The organism is Clostridium sp. UBA1056, from assembly GCA_002316385.1.
Lineage (GTDB): Bacteria > Bacillota > Clostridia > Clostridiales > Clostridiaceae > Clostridium_J.
The window spans coordinates 17,771-34,617 of sequence record DCDL01000039.1; the positions used below are offsets into that span (position 1 = coordinate 17,771).

Genomic DNA, 16,847 nt, shown 5'->3' on the forward strand with positions numbered 1-16,847 from the left:
ATTATGTTAATTAAAAATGCATGTGATATTCTACATGCATTTTTAATAATGTATTACTGTTTTTTAAAACTCTCTTTAATACTATCTAAATTTAATTTACTTGTAGAGTCTACTAACAAATCCGCATCTACTAAATTCCCTACACCTACTGAAAAAATTCCTGCTCTGTTTATGGCTTCTATACCAGCTTGGGCATCCTCAATAGCAACACAATTCTTTATATCCACTCCTGCAAGTTCAGCTGCCTTTAAAAATATATCTGGTGCTGGTTTTGAATGCTTTACTGTTCTTGGATCTGCAATACAATCTATTTTATCTAATAAGTTTAACTTTTCTAAAATATATGGTGCATTTTGTGAAATAGATGCAATAGCTATTTTAATATTATTATCTATTAACTCATTAAATAAAGCTAATATACCAGGTAATACATCTTGTGGTGTAAGGTCTTTTAATAACTCTTTATATAGATTATTTTTCTTTGTTCTATAATATTCTTTCTCATCTTCTGTTAAAGATGTAATATTACCATGAGCTAGGATTCTATCAAAAGATAAAACTCTATCTACTCCCTTAAGTTGCTCATTAAACTCTTCATCAATATCAATACCCTCTTCTTTAGCTATACTTTTCCATGCTATAAAGTGAAATTTTGCTGTGTCTGCTATTACTCCGTCTAAATCAAATAAAACTGCCTTTATTTCCATGCTGAAATATCTCCTACAAATGGTTTGAATTCTAATTTTACAGGACTTTGTCCTTTAAATTTGCTTCTACCAACTAATTTATCTACTAATGAATCTAATACCTCTTCCGTTGAGGAATAAGTATTTATAACTGTTTCTACATTATCTAAATCATATTGATGATATGGATTTGCAACAGATATCATCATGGTTGGAACTTCATGTATAAACCATGGTGAGTCAAAGCCCCCAAATGACTTATATTCAATTCTTAAGTTTGTCTGATTAGATTTTGTTGACTTATTTAAGAAATATATTAATAAATCATATTTACCTTTAAACTCCTCTATACTTTGAGATATTTGCTTCATTCCTAATAAAAGATCTGTATGATCAATCTCTTCAAAGATAAATCCTTCTCTACTCATCTTTTCCATAAACTTTTGGTACTTCTTAGGTGCAGGCTTCTTACATTTTAGAGCTAATCTAACTACAAGTGGAAGTGATTTTGAACTTGCAAGTAAAGAAAATAAATCATTATCCCAACCTAATGGAATAATACCAATCTTCTTTATTTTATTCTTATTAAGTGGCAATAGTCCTTGATTGTCTTGTACTAATGTTATTCCCTCATCAGCTATTTTTCTAGCCCATGCTTTATGCTCTGATGCACCAATTTTATCTACTTCACCTGGAACTAAATTATCATTTGTATTTAATTTTTGATGCGCTTTAATCCCTAAAATACGATCTAATGCATCATTTAATCTTTCATCAGTAATAATTCCCTTTTTATAACCATTTAACATAAAGTTATAATCCTCTAAAGCTGATTTAGTGAACAAGAACATATCATTACCATTTGCTATACTCATAGGTACTAAATCTTCTCTTCTTCCATGGGCCCCAAAACCTGTCATTAAAGTTGCATCCGTCATAATAAGTCCATTGAAGCCAAGCTCTCCTCTTAATAAACCAGTTAATAAATTTTTAGATAAACTCCCTGGAGTTAATCTATCTTCATCAGTTACATTATTCTCATCATAATATCCAGGGAAAGCAATATGACCTACCATAACCCCTGTTGCTCCATTATCTATATTTTCTCTGTATACTTTCCCAAAAGTACTCATCCAATCTTCATAAGATAAACTATTTACTGTTTTAATAACATGTTGATCACGTCCATCTACTCCATCTCCTGGGAAATGCTTAAGAGTTACACTACCACCATGTTTTTGAACACCATTAGTATATGCTTGACCCATTTGGGAAACTAAGTCTACCTTATCTCCAAAACATCTTATATTGGCAATAGGGTTTTCCCAGTTAAAGTTTATATCTAAAATTGGTGCAAAAGCCATATTTCCACCAAGAGCCTTTACTTCCTTTATACAGGCTTCACCTAACTTAAATGCATTATCAATATTATTTGTAGCAGCTACTAACATTTCATTTCCTATCTCTGTACCTTCTTCAGCTAAACCATTAGCACCAGCCTCTAGGTTAGCAGCTAAAAATAACGGTATTTTAGCATCTTCTTGTAGCTTCCTATGTGCTTTCACCACGGCATTAGCTTTCATTGGTCTTAGCATAACACCACCTGGTTTTATCTTTGAAATTACTTCAAGAGTTTCCTTTTTTGTATCTGCTACCATCATAAAAAATAGTTGACCTATCTTCTCTTCTATAGTCATTTTACTTTTTGTATCATTTACCCACTTTATTTGATCCTTGTTTAAATAAAATGGCTTTTTACTTAAATCTACACTCATATTACTCTCCTTTCCTTTCTGCTAAATCTCCCACTATTTTATCTTTTATAAAAATATGATTAAGTGTATAGAATACTAAGATTGTTATATATCCTCCTACTAATACATCGCTAAGGAAATGTGCACCAAGCACAACCCTACTTAATGCAACTAAGCCACCCCAAGTTAAAGCAAAAGATATAAACAAATTAGGTTTAATCTTCTTAAAGTATGGTAAAAACATTGAGTATGCTAATATTACAAATCCATTTGCAGTATGCCCTGATGGAAATGACATAAATTCATTATTGGCAGTTGGTCCACTTATTTGATACCAATGTTTAAACTGCTCTATACTTTCTATTGATCTCATACGGGGTCTTCCCCATACAACCTTAAGTATGTTAACGATAAGAATTTCTAAAACAACTAATAATATAAAAACGATAGCAATCTTCTTAAATCTTCTCAATTTTTCCTGTGAAATTCTATTTACAATAACAACACTACTTATAAACACTATTGCTGCTAATACAAAACTTAATATTTTAAAACCTTGTGGTACTCCACCTTTGGAAAACTCGAAAATATACTTAATTGGCATAAAACAAATCATAAATGAAGATTGAAACATGAATAATAATCCAATTATTGAGAACAATATATTTTTCCACAAAACTTCTTTATTTCTAAGTCCATAAAGTATCGTTGTTCCTAGTAATAATCCAAACATTGCTGGTACTTCTCCAAACATATTAAAAAACTCAGCCCATATAGAGTGCTTATTTATAATTGTATTTGATATTGTATAATCAATTTGACCATATGCTAATATTCCTAGTAATACAAATAAAACCATTAATGACCTTACTAAAAATTTTTTATTTAATAGCATGGTTATTCCCCCTAAACTTTAAGTCCATCTGTTAAGCTATATGAGCAATACCCTTGTCAATCTTAGAAAATACAATAAGTTTGCAAGAAATAAAATGCCTAAGCTTATATAATTTTTAAAGAGATATTAGTTCTATGAAAAATCAAGTTATTTTTTCATAGCAGCTTAACAGATTTCTTTAAATATTTTATATACCAAATTAAAATTATCGTACACTTAATTAATTATTTAGAATTAATAAATTCTGCAACCTCATTTACAAAATCTTCAGCTTGTTTACAATTTCCTGTATTATCTATAAATGCATGTCTCGTATTTTTATATAAAGAAAAGCTCACATTATTTCCAGCCTCATCTAACTTTTTAGCGTAAGCTAACGTTGGTTGATGAAGAAAATCTAAATCACCTACCACTAACAATGCATCCGGAAGATTTTTTAAGTCTTTACATAAAGCAGGTGATACATATTGGTCTGAGGCCTTCTTCTTATCCTTCAAATACATTTCTATCATAGCTTCTCCAAAGGCTCTTTCTTGCTTTTGTGTTTCCTTAGACAGCATTTCTGTTAAATCAGTTGCAGGATATATTAATATTTGTCTGTGTATCTTAAATTTTTTTCTATCTCTAGCCATTATTGAAATTACTGCTGAATAATTTCCTCCAGCACTATCTCCAGATACTGTGACGTTATCAGTATCAATATTTAACTCTTCACTATTCTCAACAGCCCACTTTACTGCTAAATAACAATCTTCAAGTCCTGTAGGAAATCGTGCTTCAGGAGCTAAATGATAATCAACTGATACAACCACTGAATTTGCTCTATCTGCTACTGCCATACAGTAGTGATGGACTGCATCAATGGAGCCTCCAATCCATCCACCACCATGTATGAAAACCATTAATGGTCTTTTCTCATTACCTTCTGGTTTGTAAATTCTTACTCTTATATCTTCTTTATATCCTTTTATATTTTTATCTTCAAAACCTATTCTTCCATCAGTAATATCTTTACTTTCTCCCCCCATAGCAGCTCTTATTTTTTTTACATTTCCTTTTATCCATAGCTTTGTTACAAGTGCTGGTATTTTTACATATCCTCCAATTGCACCCTCTTCTGCTTCAACAAATTCATAAAAATTTTCATTATATTTCATTTTTTGTTCCCCCTTGCAAATAATCTTTATATATAAGATATATAAGTTCAAATAAATAAAATTCATTAATATTCTTCAGCATAATCTATGATTGTAAATAAATCTAATGTATAAACTTTAAAAATTTATATACTTAAATTATAAAATTTACACTTTATAAAAACCTTCCACTTTCAGCTTAATTGCTTCCAATTTACGACTTTGTATTCCTTTACACATTGCACAAAATATAAAAAAGGAATATACATTATCTAGTACATCCCTTTTTAATATGTTTAATATAGTTAATATAATTTTTTAATGATAATTAATTGTATTTCATGTGGTAAAACTTCCGTTTTAATACTTAATACATCATCTATATTTTCTATCCATGTTTTATAACCACAGGCAGCAGCATTTTGTAAATATTTTTCACCATCTTTTGATAAAACTTTAGGAGCCCCCATTTTAACCCAAGCATCAAAAGCTGACCCCTCATGTCTATTAACTCTATATCTATCAAGCTGATATTGGCCTCTTTCTAAATCAATTGATAAATTATACGTTCTTTCAAATGAATCTTTAAAAACATCATATCTATTTGTTTGCGATATCTGAGAATAATCAAATAATCTATATAAATCATTATAATGGCAATAATTATAAAATAATAATTGGTATTCATCATACTTCTTTGTAATAATTAAACCATTATCTTTATATATTACATCTTCACCTAACTTATTTAAAAACTCATAAGCATGGTAGCTTGCTTTTTTTATCCCATTATAGGTTAATAACCCAAAACCACCATGAAACAACTTCTGTTCTAATCTAAATTCTTCAAATAAGTCTGTAAAAGTCCAAAATCCCATTCCATTTACTAAATTACTATTTTCAATACATGTTTTAACTATAAAAGCTGCCATAAAACATGTATCATGGACTAAATCTCTACAGTCCATACTAGAATTCCATTCGGTAATCCAATACTCATTACAATTTGTATTTAGACTTTTACCCATTTTCACCATTTCTTTTATAGTTTCAGATATATAACTTTCATTACCAATTTCAACTATATTTCCAAGGTCTAAATCATCTATATATATTCTCTGACTATCCTTGATATATTTTAATCCTTCATTAAAAGCACTATCTATGTCAAATTCTCTATCATTACTCTTTAACTGATATGCATGAAATGAAAAAAAGTCTAAAAAACATTGGTGTTTTCTAGAATAGTCCTTAAAGTCATCAATCCAACTATTAAGTTCTCCCAGCTTTAGAATCCCAAAGCCACCAACTTTAAGTCTACTATTAATAGACTTTATTCTTTTATAGGTTAGCATAAAGAAATTAAAAAATTCTTCACGTGTTCCATCCCAAAAAACTTTTTCTAAGTTTGGTTCATTCCAAAACTCAAAATACCATTGTTCAACTTGGTGAACTCCATATCTATTTAAAATATGTCTTATAAAGGCATCCACCATATCTAACCATTTATCTATATCATTAGGTGAACTAATATAACAGTCCCACATAAAAACCTTATTTTCCGTGGTTGCAAGTTTTTTAGGCATAAACCCTATTTCTATAAATGGTTTTAGCCCATTTTCTAAAAATCCATCTATAAGACTATCAATATGATTAAAATTATAATATACATCTCCATTTAAGCTCTCATTATATAAAAGCATTTCATCAGAAAAAATCCCATGAAATCTAATATATTCAAATCCAATCTCGTTTTGTATTCTTTTCAATTGTTTAGTAAAATCATTTCTTAAGCCATAAGATGCATGCCCGAAAGTTAATATTTTCTTCCAACTATCCTTTAGTTTACTAATTACTATATCTCTTTTTATTATATCTATATTATAATTACTTTTTCTAATTTCAAAAATATCATCATATGATTTTAAGTATTCAAAAAGATTTGATAATGTGTCACTACTATTAATATTTAAATAATTAATTGTACTTTCTTTACTTATTTCTATACTATTGATTTCTCTATATTTATTAGGTGTTATTCCTAATAAATTTTTAAAAGCTCTATAATATGATTTTTCGTCTGGAAATCCATGCCTATGGGCAATATCTATTATCCTATCTCTAGTAGTTTTTAAATCATTTAATGACCTATTTAACCTTAAATTTATTATAAATCCTTTTATTGATACCCCAATATTTTCTTTAAAATATCTTGAAACATACTGTGGATTCAAATAAAAAATTCCTGCTATTTTTGTAACTGTAAGTTCACTATCTTTATAATTATCATTGATATATTTAACTATATCATGTAATCTATTTTCACTTGCTTTAATAGTAGTATAATCACGTCTTTCACTAACACTAAATTTATTTACAAGAATAATTATAAGGTCCAATAAATATCTGTTAATTAAAAGTTCATATGGCTTTTCGTTATTAATAACTACATTCATCATCATTGCAAGAATTGCTCTAATTTTATTGTAAATATTCTTATTACTGATATTATCTTGACTTGAATTTAATTTAAACTGTACCTGACTTAAATCTATATTAAATTTATTTAAATACTCTTTGTTAAATTGAAGTGCTAATAATTGTGATTTTTCTAGATAATTTGTTGACTTTACGTAATGAATTTCATTACTGTTTATTAAAAAAATATCACCCTCTTTTAAAAACGTAACTTCTCTATCAACAAAAACCTCAATAGTTCCCTTTAGAACAAATAATATCTCCATATCCTCATGCCAATGATAAGGAAATTGCTCTAATGTATGAGTAAATATTTTAATTGGTATCTTTGAATCATGCTCTATGTTTTCATACCTATATTCCATTCATCCATAATCCTCTTACTTAAATATTATAATAATTTGATTTTAGCAAAGTTCCAAAATCTTAGCAACTTAACTATACCTATACATTTTAGTCTATTAGCTCTTTATCTAAACTGTTTTATTTCCTTAGGTCAAAATTAATTTAATGCAAATATTTAATTTTATTCCATCTAGTAATTTATGTTATAAAAAATTCTCTGTCAGCCTTCTTAAATTATGCAGTTTTTTTATAAAATAGCTATATTTTCTATAGTATGAAATTTCGATTTCTAAATGAATCTTTTATAAAAATTTAAAATAAAAAGTGTACCCTTTAAGGAGATCTTTATAAAAATGGCTGTACAGCTTCTAAAAGATGATTCATGAAAAATATAGAATTATCTTTTAGAAGGTACATTCCTTTTTATTATATTCTTCCTTCCTTGGTACACTTTCCATTTTTAAAATAGCTTAAAATCTAACATTTTGGGGCAATTTAAAAGAAACATTTTTCTATCTTATATCACTTCGTAAAAACTTCTTCTCCTCTTCCAATAAATCAAAGCCAAGTGTTCCTCCTGGATTCATAATATTATCAGGGTCAAAATGATTCTTTAAAGCACGGAAAATACTATACTCATTTCTTCCTACTGAACCTTCTAACCAAGGACCAAACATTTTTCCAATACCATGATGATGACTCATTGATGCTCCTGCTTTTTGAATTGCATCAAGGATACCTGCATGATACGCTTTATATTCTTCTGGGTCACTCATCTTTGCAATAAAAATAAAGTATAAATTTGCTCCTTGAGGATAGACATGAGACATATGTGTCATACATATTGTGTTAGGTCTGCTCTTACAGTAAGCTCTTACATCACGATGAACTTGAGACATGTTACTCCAATTTACACTACACTCCATAGTATCAGTAACAATTCCAAAATCCTGCATAGTATCACGTAGATATGGGTCATTAAAACGTCCCTTTTCCCATGATTTTGTAACTATCCCTGTTAAATTCATCCCTTCATATTTCTTTGCAACCTTCTTTACAATCCTTGCACAATTTTTGCTAAATCCCTGTTCACCATTAGTAAATCCAAGGAATAAGCACATTTCCCCTTCTTTAAAGCCTTTAATATTAAATAAACGTCTTAGTGGGCTTTCATCTACCCCATATAACCTTAGCATAATCTTAGTCTCTTCTGGGTCAGACAAACGAAATACTGATGGAAATCCAGCTTCACTTTGCATCATTTCCCTTGCAGCTTTTTGTGCTGTTTCCCAATCTTTAAACATAAATGAAAATCTCTTAATAGTCTCTGGAGTATGACGAAATACTCTTAGTGTTACATGGGTAAGAACTCCAAAAGCACCTTCTCCCCCCATCATAATTTGTCCAATATCAGGTCCTGTAGCTTTACGTGGATAAGAATCTGTTTTAATATTGCCTATTGGTGTTGCATATTCTTGACCTATCACAATATCACTTATACATCCATAATAAGTACTATTTTGTCCTGCTCCTCTTGTTACAACCCACCCTCCTACAGATGAATATTCAAAACTTTGCGGAAAGTGACCACATGTATAAGGTCTTTCTGCTTTAAAAAGCTTAACAGCATTATTTAATGTTTCTTCTAATTTAGGACCACTCATCCCTGCTTCAACAGTAATTGTTTGATCTACTTCATTAAATGATATAACCTTGTTAAATCTTAGTCTCATGTCAAGAGAAACTCCACCTCTTGTACATTCAACACCTCTAGTAACACTTGAACCACCACCATAAACATAAACAGGGATTTCTTCCTCTACACAATAAGCAACAATCTTTTCAATTTGCTCCTTTGTGTCAGGATAAATAACTACATCTGGAATATTTTCTATAATCTTATTACGGAGACGTAAAATATCATACATAGTTTTTCCATAAGCTACAGATAGCCTAGAATAATCATCTGCCCATACAAAATCTTCACCTACTATGTCTTTAAATCTATCAATTTGTACCTTACTTAATTTGCAAGGGATATCATATTTAACTTCATCAAAACCCAAATCTTCTTTATACTCTTTAAAAAATTCATCATCTAATCCAAAGGTTTCTTTAACCATCTTATATAAGCTCTCTTTTGGTGCTTTAATCTGTGATGGTTCTCCCCATTTGAAAATAGAACGGTAAGATGTTTTGCTAAATTTTTCATTAACCCACTTTGGTTCAAAATCTTTATATGGATGTGACATAACTTCCCCCTCTTTCTTAAATAGTAATAACTAGTTCTCTTTATTTTTTTCATATTTCCTAACTATTTAAACTGAATATTTATTTAAGGCATCTGAAAATANNCATTCTGACTTATTTATTTTTGTAAGATGCCTAAGTAAGATTTTTATTATATAAAGGTAAAAGCTTTGGAAATATCTTTTTATAAACCTCATTAAATAATTTCTCATATAATTTATGCTCTTTCATATCAGGAATAAATTCATCTTTAATATGGACCATAGCTTCTACTGCATCATTTATATCTGAAAAAACTTCCTTTGAAACAAAAGCAACTATAGAACTTCCAAGTCCGCTTGCTTCATGAGTTTGAATACGACAAACTGGAAGCCCAAACATATTAGCTGTTATTTGGCATATTTCTTTACTTCTAGAGCCTCCTCCAGCAACAAAAATCTTCTTAATTTTAATCTTGCCTCTTCTCTCAATTGTTCTCATTCCATCTAATAATGCAAAATTTAAACCTTCAATTATAGCTCTGTATATATGTATTCTTGTATGGATATCAGAAAAACCTATAATTGATCCTCTTGCCTTTGGCATTACTACACCTGGAGTAAAATATGGCTGAAATATAAGTCCATTACAACCTGCTGGAACTTCTTTTAACCTTTCATTTAATAACTCTTCAGGGTCAATCCCCTTTTGTTTTGCTTCTTCCACTTCTTTTGCTGCAAACTCTTTTTTAAACCAAGATATGAGCCAATATCCACGATAAATCTGAACCTCTGGATTATAGTGATTCTTTAATACCGCAGGGTAAGCAGGAATAAAAGGTAATGGCTCCATATATCTATCAGTAGTAAGCTGTATAGTTGCAGTAGTTCCAAAGCTAATAGCTACTTTATTAGGTGTTGCGCATGAAAGTCCAAGTGTTTCACATCCTTTATCTGACCCTGTAGCTATTAAATGAAGATGTGTTCCAATGCCAGTAGCTTCACTGGCCTCTAAAGAAATTTGACCAATAACATCTCCTGGTTCAACTAAGTCACATAATTTTTCCTGCTCTACATCAAATATACATCTCTTAATATTATTTGATTTCATCCATCCTCTTGATTTACTATCAAAAGGTATGTGTCCAATAATACTTGCACATGAATCAGTAAATTTTCCTGTAAGTTTATAATTTAAATATCCTGATAATAATAAGTATCTATATGTTTTATCCCATATTTCAGATTCATAAGTTTTTATCCAATTACAGGTAGATACTCTCCTTTGCAGTTCAACAGCTTCTCCCATTCCAACTAAATTAAACAAGAATTTTGTCGTTCTCTTTATTGGCTCCATATCCACCGTTTCTCTTTTATCTATCCATAAAATTAAATCTCTTAAAGGCTCTCCATTTTTATCTACACAAAGGCAACTATCCCTGATTGTTGTGCATGTTACTGCAATTATATCCTCCCATAGTTCCCCACATTCACTTTTTAATGCTAAACTTACCTCACAAAGAGATTCCCAATAGAAATTTGCACTTTGTTCTGCCCAGCCTGGTTCTTTTGCATAATAGGGATGTTCATATTTCTTTTGTGACTTCATAACAATATTCCCATTGGGGTCTACAAGCATAGCCCTTGCACTTTGTGTTCCCATATCAAAGGTTAATACCAGCGGTGTAGGCATATTATTTCTCCCTTCATTTATTAATACTATTTGTTGCAATTACATTACAGCCACTCCCTATTATATTTTCAAGAATAACATCTCCACCGTTAACTTCATAATCTATAACTACCTTATTTAATACTTTCATAGCATCAAATACTTTTCCCTTTGGAATTTCTCCATCAGTACGCACTGGTAAAAGTGGCATTTCCTTGAAAATAGTTTTTACTGTAGTTGTTAAGGTACGTACTGGGTTTATTATTTCACTTTTTGCAAACTCTTCCCCACGTTTACAATTATTTCCCTTCACAATGATATCTTCTCCTTGCATTTCTACAGAAAGCTTACATCCCATTGGACAAACAATACATATCATCTCCATTATTTATGCACCTCTCTTAGTGAAAGCTGAATATTACTATTTTCATGTATTTTGAATTTATTAAAATTTACTACTATACGTTCCATCTCAGGAGGACGTAAACTTCTATATTTCTTACTAAAAATCTCTTTATCATCAACTGTTAAAATTAAAACAGTCTCACCTCTCTCTTTACTTGAACGGAAAAATATAACTGTCTTATCTGAAGTTTTATTAATATCAACTCTTTGTGGTATAGTATATAAAAAATTGTAATCTGCATTAACTTTAGCCATAATACGATTACTTATACAATAATTAGCTGCGGCCTTTCCTGCTGATTCACCACTTTCTGATACATAATCTACAAGGTCATTTACATGCATAGCATTACCACATATAAAAATTCCCTCTTCCATTGTCATATAGTTTTGGTCAGCTATAGGTCCTTTTGTTCTTATATCTAAAGGAATATTTAAGCTTTCAGCTAGCTCATTTTCAGGAATAAGTCCAACTGATAAAATTAAGCTATCACATTCTATTATTTCTTCAGTTCCTTTTATAGGTTTCATATTTTCATCTACCTTCGCAATTTCCACAGAAGTTAATCTTCGCTCTCCAAATACTCTTGTTACTGTATGACTTGTGTAAAGTGGAATATTAAAATCATTTAAACACTGCGAAATATTACGCATAAGTCCACTTGGTGTAGATTTAGCTTCATATACACCTAGAACCTCTGCCCCTTCAAGAGTTAATCTACGAGCCATAATTAATCCAATATCACCACTTCCAAGAATAATGCAACGTTTAGTAGGTAGCTGTCCTAAAATATTTGTATAATACTGTGCAGTTCCTGCTGTAAAAATACCAGAAGGTCTTGTACCATGTATTCCAATCTGTTTCGCTGTACGTTCACGACAACCAGTGCTTAATACAAGACTTTTTGCTATAATCTCACGGATACCACTTCTGCTTACTAAAGTAAGGTAAATTAATCCCATTTCTTTCTTAATATTAATTGCAAAGGTTAATAATTCTATTTGTATAGCACTTTTTTTAACTTCTTCTATAAATTTTTCTGCATATTCAGGTCCAGCCATTTTCTTCTTAAATCGTACTAGACCAAATCCATCATGAATACATTGCTTTAATATTCCACCAAGACGATTTTCACGTTCTATTAATATTACCTTTGCACCTTCACTCTCTGCTGAAAGTGCAGCTGCAAGTCCTGCTGGTCCTCCACCAATAACTGCAACATCAAATCTTTCAACATCATTCATTCTCTATAGCCTCCTTTGTGCTACAATAAACAATCTTACTTTCTTCCCCATTTTTAAGAACATCTTTTAATTCTGTTCCTTTTTCTTCAGCAATAATTTGTGCTACCAATGGGCTGCAAAAACCACCTTGACAACGTCCCATCCCTGGTCTTACACGTCTTTTTACTCCATCTAAAGTGTTACAAAATACAGACCTACGTAATGACTCTATTATTTCTCCTTTACTTATCTCTTCACAACGACAAATAATCACACCGTAATCAGGATTATCATTTATTAGCTTATTTCGTTCATCTATATCAAGTTCAGAAGTTCTTACTATCCTCTTTCGATAAGGATTAAAGCTCTTGTTTTTTTCAATATTATTATCCTTTGAAAGTAAATCAACTGTCATTTCAGCTACATCTACAGCAATTGCAGGAGCTGCAGTTAAACCAGGTGATTGTATACCTGCTGCATGTACAATATTTTTAGTAAAGTGTCCTTTTTTTATTATAAAATCCTCTTCATATGTAGCGGCTCTAACACCAGTAAAATAGGTTATTATATCAGATGTACTTAATAATGGAGAAATTTCCTTTTGCCTTTCAAATACTCTTTTAATACTTTCTGCATTAGTTGAAAAATCTTCTTTATCATAAGTTTCTATAGCATCTGGTCCCACTAATAAATTACCATCTATGGTGCTTACTACTCCTCCACCTTTAGATTTTGTTTTCTGTGTATCTACAGTTCCCATTAAAGAAGCAATAGTATTTACTTGAAAAGCTGCTTTTTTATCTAAAATAGAGTTTGTTCCTTTTCTAGGATGTATTGAAAAAAAGTGGTCCTTTGCCATTTTTGCAATATCTTCACTAAATACACCAGCTGCATTTATTGCAATCTTAGGATAAACTGTACCACGATTGGTAATTATGCTTTTAATAACTCCATCTTCAACTTTCATATCAAGTACAGCAGTATCAAGGCTTAATTTCACTCCATTATCAACTGCGTTTTCAGCATAAGCAATAGTTAAACCATAAGGGCAAACAATTCCTGCACTTTTAAAGAAAAGTCCACAACTAATATTTTTATTTAAATTAGGCTCTCTTTTTAGTAATTCCTCTTTGCTCACATAACTACAAGATACATCCATTCTCCTCCAGTACCTTGGAGCTAAAGGTAAGATATATTTCATAAACTTATTTGTAAACCCTAGATATTGTCCAGTTCTTTTAAACGGTACATCTAGTTCTCTACAGATTTCATCATACATTTTATTTCCCAGTGCATTATACTTATGTTTTACCTGTCCAATTTTTAAATCTATACCTGGATGTATCATTCCATCATTTCTACTTGAGGCATGAAGTGCAACATCATGCTCTTTCTCAACTAATAAAATACTTAAATTCCATTTGCTTAATTCTCTAGCAATAGCACACCCAACAATTCCAGCTCCAATTACAACAACATCAAAATTCTTTTCATGAAGAACATCATCCTTCAATGATGGAATTTTCATAGGCACAGACTTGATATTACTACAAGTAATATTGTTAACAACATACTTTACGCTCTTTCTATTAGCACATATACGTCCTGCACTGACAACATCATCCCAGCTATTTAAACTCCCACTTAATGTTATAATATTATCTTTTTCTGTTACACTAATATCCTTCCCAAACTGCTTATATAATTTCTTTTTAAGCTTGTTCATCAACTGCACTATCTCACCTTCTTTGTCAGTCAACCGACTGACTTTCTTTCTTAATCTAAATATATTCATTTTGTTTTGTAAATATGTTACAATTATGTATATTATTAATACAGTTTTAATATATTAGTTCTTAGTATAAAATTAATTAGGAGATGTTTTATGGCTACACCACTTAATTCAAATATTAAAGAAAAAATTGTTGAAAATACAATCTCACTTTTACATAGCACATCCTTTCATGATATTACTCTTGCTAAAATTGCAAAGGAATCAAAGATAAGCAAAGGAACTTTGTATTATTACTATAATAATAAAGAAGATATACTTTTTGATATTATTGATAGATATGTTTCTAAACTTGCTGATGATTTAATAGTTTGGGTTGAAAATAAAGAAAAAAATACTAGTGCTCCACGACTTTTTAAATATGTTTTAGAACGAGGTGCTGAAAAAGAATATGGGAATTTAAGACTTTATTTAATTGGTGCTTGCGTTTCTGAAAATACATCTTTACGAGAAAAATATGTTGAAAGATATCTTTATTTCAAAAGAAGTCTAACTGAAAAAATTAATGAAAGACTGCCTAACTCTGATGGAGAATATCTAGCTTGGCTATTACTTACTACTATGGATGGAATATTAATACAAAATCAGCTTAATAACCCTGAGTTTAATAGTGATGATTTTATAAAAAATACAGCTCTATTTATGCTTAAATAAAATATGCTGTATCAGATAAAATTTAATATTCAATCTGATACAGCATAAATTATAAGAATTTTATTTAATACTACTCTTCATCTTCCCATCTTAAAGATCTCTTAACAGCTTTTTTCCATCCTCTATAGTACTTATCTACTTGCTCTTTATCAAGCTTTGCATCAAATTCATCGGACATATGCCAGAATTTCTTAATTTCTTCTTTATCCTTCCAGAATCCTACTGCAAGACCTGCTAAATAAGCTGCTCCTAATGCTGTTGTTTCTGATATTACAGGTCTTACAACCTTCTTACCTAATAAGTCTGCTTGGAATTGCATTAAGAATTTATTTCTACTTGCTCCTCCATCTACTTTTATACTCTTAAGATCTGATCCAACATCCTCTTTCATAGCATCTATAAGATCTCTTGTTTGATATGCTATAGACTCAAGAGCTGCTCTCATAAGATGATTTCTATTAGTTCCTCTTGTTAGTCCAAATATTGCTCCTCTAGCATACATATCCCAATGAGGTGCTCCAAGTCCAACAAAAGCTGGTATTATATATACTCCTCCATTGTCATCAACTTTAGATGCAAAATATTCCGTATCTGTTGAATCGTTTACTATTCTTAGTTCATCTCTAAGCCATTGGATAACAGCTCCTCCTACAAATACAGATCCTTCTAAAGCATATTGAACCTTTCCATCAAGACCTATAGCTATAGTAGTTAAAAGACCATTTTTACTTTCTACCATTTCTTCGCCTGTATTCATTAATAGGAAGCATCCTGTTCCATAGGTATTCTTAGCTTCACCCTTTTCAAAACAAGTTTGACCAAATAAAGCAGCTTGTTGGTCTCCTGCCATACCAGCTATAGGAACTCTTACTCCACCTTTTCCACCAAGATTTGTATAACCATAAACTTCAGAGCAATTTTTAACTTCTGGTAACATTGACTTTGGTATATTTAATTCCTCTAAAATTTTCTCATCCCATTTTAACTCTTTTATGTTATAAAGCATAGTTCTTGATGCATTTGTATAATCTGTGACATGTACTTTACCATTAGTTAACTTCCATACAAGCCATGTATCTACAGTTCCAAATAAAAGTTCTCCTTTGTCTGCTTTTTCTCTTGCACCTTCTACATTATCTAGTATCCATTTTATTTTAGTTCCTGAAAAATAAGCATCTACAACTAACCCAGTATTTTTCTTAATATAATCCTCCCAGCCATTAGCTTTTAAATTATCACATATATCTGCTGTTCTTCTACATTGCCATACAATAGCATTAGAAACAGGTCTTCCTGTGCTTTTTTCCCAAACAATAGTAGTTTCTCTTTGATTTGTTATACCTATAGCTGCTACTTCATCTTGAGTAATATTAGTTTTAGCTATAACTTCCTGAAGAACTCCATATTGAGTAGCCCATATTTCCATTGGATCATGCTCAACCCATCCTTCTTTAGGATATATTTGAGTAAATTCTTTTTGGCTTATTCCTACTATATTTTGCTCCTTATCAAATACAATTGCTCTTGAACTTGTTGTTCCTTGATCTAGTGCTATAATATACTTTCCCATAGTTATCT

Annotated in this window: 12 protein-coding genes; 1 reads left to right on the forward strand and 11 read right to left on the reverse strand. The window is 30.5% G+C overall.

What is annotated here, in order from left to right; all coding sequences use genetic code 11:
* Positions 1 to 53: 53 nt before the first annotated feature.
* From pgmB to B3W71_RS10350, 10 genes are all read right to left on the reverse strand, one after another.
* Positions 54 to 707, reverse strand: coding sequence for a beta-phosphoglucomutase (gene pgmB, locus B3W71_RS10305; protein WP_346888848.1), 654 nt, complete (start codon positions 705 to 707; stop codon positions 54 to 56).
* The gene (locus B3W71_RS10310; RefSeq protein WP_346888849.1) at positions 698 to 2,461 is read right to left on the reverse strand and encodes a glycoside hydrolase family 3 protein; all 1,764 of its coding nucleotides are present in this window, start codon (positions 2,459 to 2,461) and stop codon (positions 698 to 700) included. The genes pgmB and B3W71_RS10310 overlap by 10 nt, the downstream gene beginning before the upstream one ends.
* A 1-nt stretch (position 2,462) precedes the next feature.
* Positions 2,463 to 3,335 (reverse strand): phosphatase PAP2 family protein, encoded by an 873-nt coding sequence (locus tag B3W71_RS10315; RefSeq protein WP_346888850.1) that lies wholly within the window; start codon positions 3,333 to 3,335, stop codon positions 2,463 to 2,465.
* Between the two features lie 224 nt (positions 3,336 to 3,559).
* Positions 3,560 to 4,492, reverse strand: a complete 933-nt coding sequence (locus B3W71_RS10320) for an alpha/beta hydrolase (protein WP_346888851.1) — start codon at positions 4,490 to 4,492, stop codon at positions 3,560 to 3,562.
* Positions 4,493 to 4,776: 284 nt separating this feature from the next.
* Positions 4,777 to 7,314: a GH39 family glycosyl hydrolase gene (locus tag B3W71_RS10325; RefSeq protein ID WP_346888852.1), complete on the reverse strand. Its 2,538-nt coding sequence runs from the start codon at positions 7,312 to 7,314 to the stop codon at positions 4,777 to 4,779.
* Positions 7,315 to 7,806: 492 nt separating this feature from the next.
* On the reverse strand, positions 7,807 to 9,546 hold the full coding sequence (locus tag B3W71_RS10330; protein ID WP_346888853.1) for an FAD-binding oxidoreductase: 1,740 nt from the start codon (positions 9,544 to 9,546) through the stop codon (positions 7,807 to 7,809).
* A 133-nt stretch (positions 9,547 to 9,679) separates the two neighbouring features.
* Positions 9,680 to 11,215, reverse strand: a complete 1,536-nt coding sequence (locus B3W71_RS10335) for an FGGY-family carbohydrate kinase (RefSeq protein ID WP_346888854.1) — start codon at positions 11,213 to 11,215, stop codon at positions 9,680 to 9,682.
* A gap of 13 nt (positions 11,216 to 11,228) precedes the next feature.
* A complete protein-coding gene (locus B3W71_RS10340; RefSeq protein ID WP_346888855.1) occupies positions 11,229 to 11,579 on the reverse strand; it encodes a DUF1667 domain-containing protein in 351 nt (116 codons plus the stop codon).
* Entirely contained in the window at positions 11,579 to 12,844 is a 1,266-nt protein-coding gene (locus B3W71_RS10345) for an NAD(P)/FAD-dependent oxidoreductase (protein ID WP_346888856.1), read from the reverse strand. Before B3W71_RS10345 ends, B3W71_RS10340 begins: the two co-directional genes overlap by 1 nt.
* On the reverse strand, positions 12,837 to 14,549 hold the full coding sequence (locus B3W71_RS10350) for an FAD-dependent oxidoreductase (RefSeq protein WP_346888889.1): 1,713 nt from the start codon (positions 14,547 to 14,549) through the stop codon (positions 12,837 to 12,839). The genes B3W71_RS10345 and B3W71_RS10350 overlap by 8 nt, the downstream gene beginning before the upstream one ends.
* Before the next feature lie 159 nt (positions 14,550 to 14,708).
* On the opposite strand from B3W71_RS10350, the gene B3W71_RS10355 reads away from it, so the two are divergent.
* A complete protein-coding gene (locus B3W71_RS10355; protein WP_346888857.1) occupies positions 14,709 to 15,269 on the forward strand; it encodes a TetR/AcrR family transcriptional regulator in 561 nt (186 codons plus the stop codon).
* A gap of 70 nt (positions 15,270 to 15,339) precedes the next feature.
* Here the strand turns inward: B3W71_RS10355 and glpK are convergent, their stop codons facing one another.
* The gene (gene glpK, locus B3W71_RS10360) at positions 15,340 to 16,839 is read right to left on the reverse strand and encodes a glycerol kinase GlpK (protein ID WP_346888858.1); all 1,500 of its coding nucleotides are present in this window, start codon (positions 16,837 to 16,839) and stop codon (positions 15,340 to 15,342) included.
* Positions 16,840 to 16,847: the final 8 nt, after the last annotated feature.

Coding starts and splice junctions, on each gene's coding strand:
- B3W71_RS10330 (WP_346888853.1), bottom strand. CDS start 9,546: ATGTCACATCCATATAAAGATTTTGAACCAAAGTGGGTTAATGAAAAA.
- B3W71_RS10340 (WP_346888855.1), bottom strand. CDS start 11,579: ATGGAGATGATATGTATTGTTTGTCCAATGGGATGTAAGCTTTCTGTA.
- B3W71_RS10315 (WP_346888850.1), bottom strand. CDS start 3,335: ATGCTATTAAATAAAAAATTTTTAGTAAGGTCATTAATGGTTTTATTT.
- B3W71_RS10335 (WP_346888854.1), bottom strand. CDS start 11,215: ATGCCTACACCGCTGGTATTAACCTTTGATATGGGAACACAAAGTGCA.
- pgmB (WP_346888848.1), bottom strand. CDS start 707: ATGGAAATAAAGGCAGTTTTATTTGATTTAGACGGAGTAATAGCAGAC.
- B3W71_RS10310 (WP_346888849.1), bottom strand. CDS start 2,461: ATGAGTGTAGATTTAAGTAAAAAGCCATTTTATTTAAACAAGGATCAA.
- B3W71_RS10345 (WP_346888856.1), bottom strand. CDS start 12,844: ATGAATGATGTTGAAAGATTTGATGTTGCAGTTATTGGTGGAGGACCA.
- B3W71_RS10355 (WP_346888857.1), top strand. CDS start 14,709: ATGGCTACACCACTTAATTCAAATATTAAAGAAAAAATTGTTGAAAAT.
- glpK (WP_346888858.1), bottom strand. CDS start 16,839: ATGGGAAAGTATATTATAGCACTAGATCAAGGAACAACAAGTTCAAGA.
- B3W71_RS10350 (WP_346888889.1), bottom strand. CDS start 14,549: ATGAACAAGCTTAAAAAGAAATTATATAAGCAGTTTGGGAAGGATATT.
- B3W71_RS10325 (WP_346888852.1), bottom strand. CDS start 7,314: ATGGAATATAGGTATGAAAACATAGAGCATGATTCAAAGATACCAATT.
- B3W71_RS10320 (WP_346888851.1), bottom strand. CDS start 4,492: ATGAAATATAATGAAAATTTTTATGAATTTGTTGAAGCAGAAGAGGGT.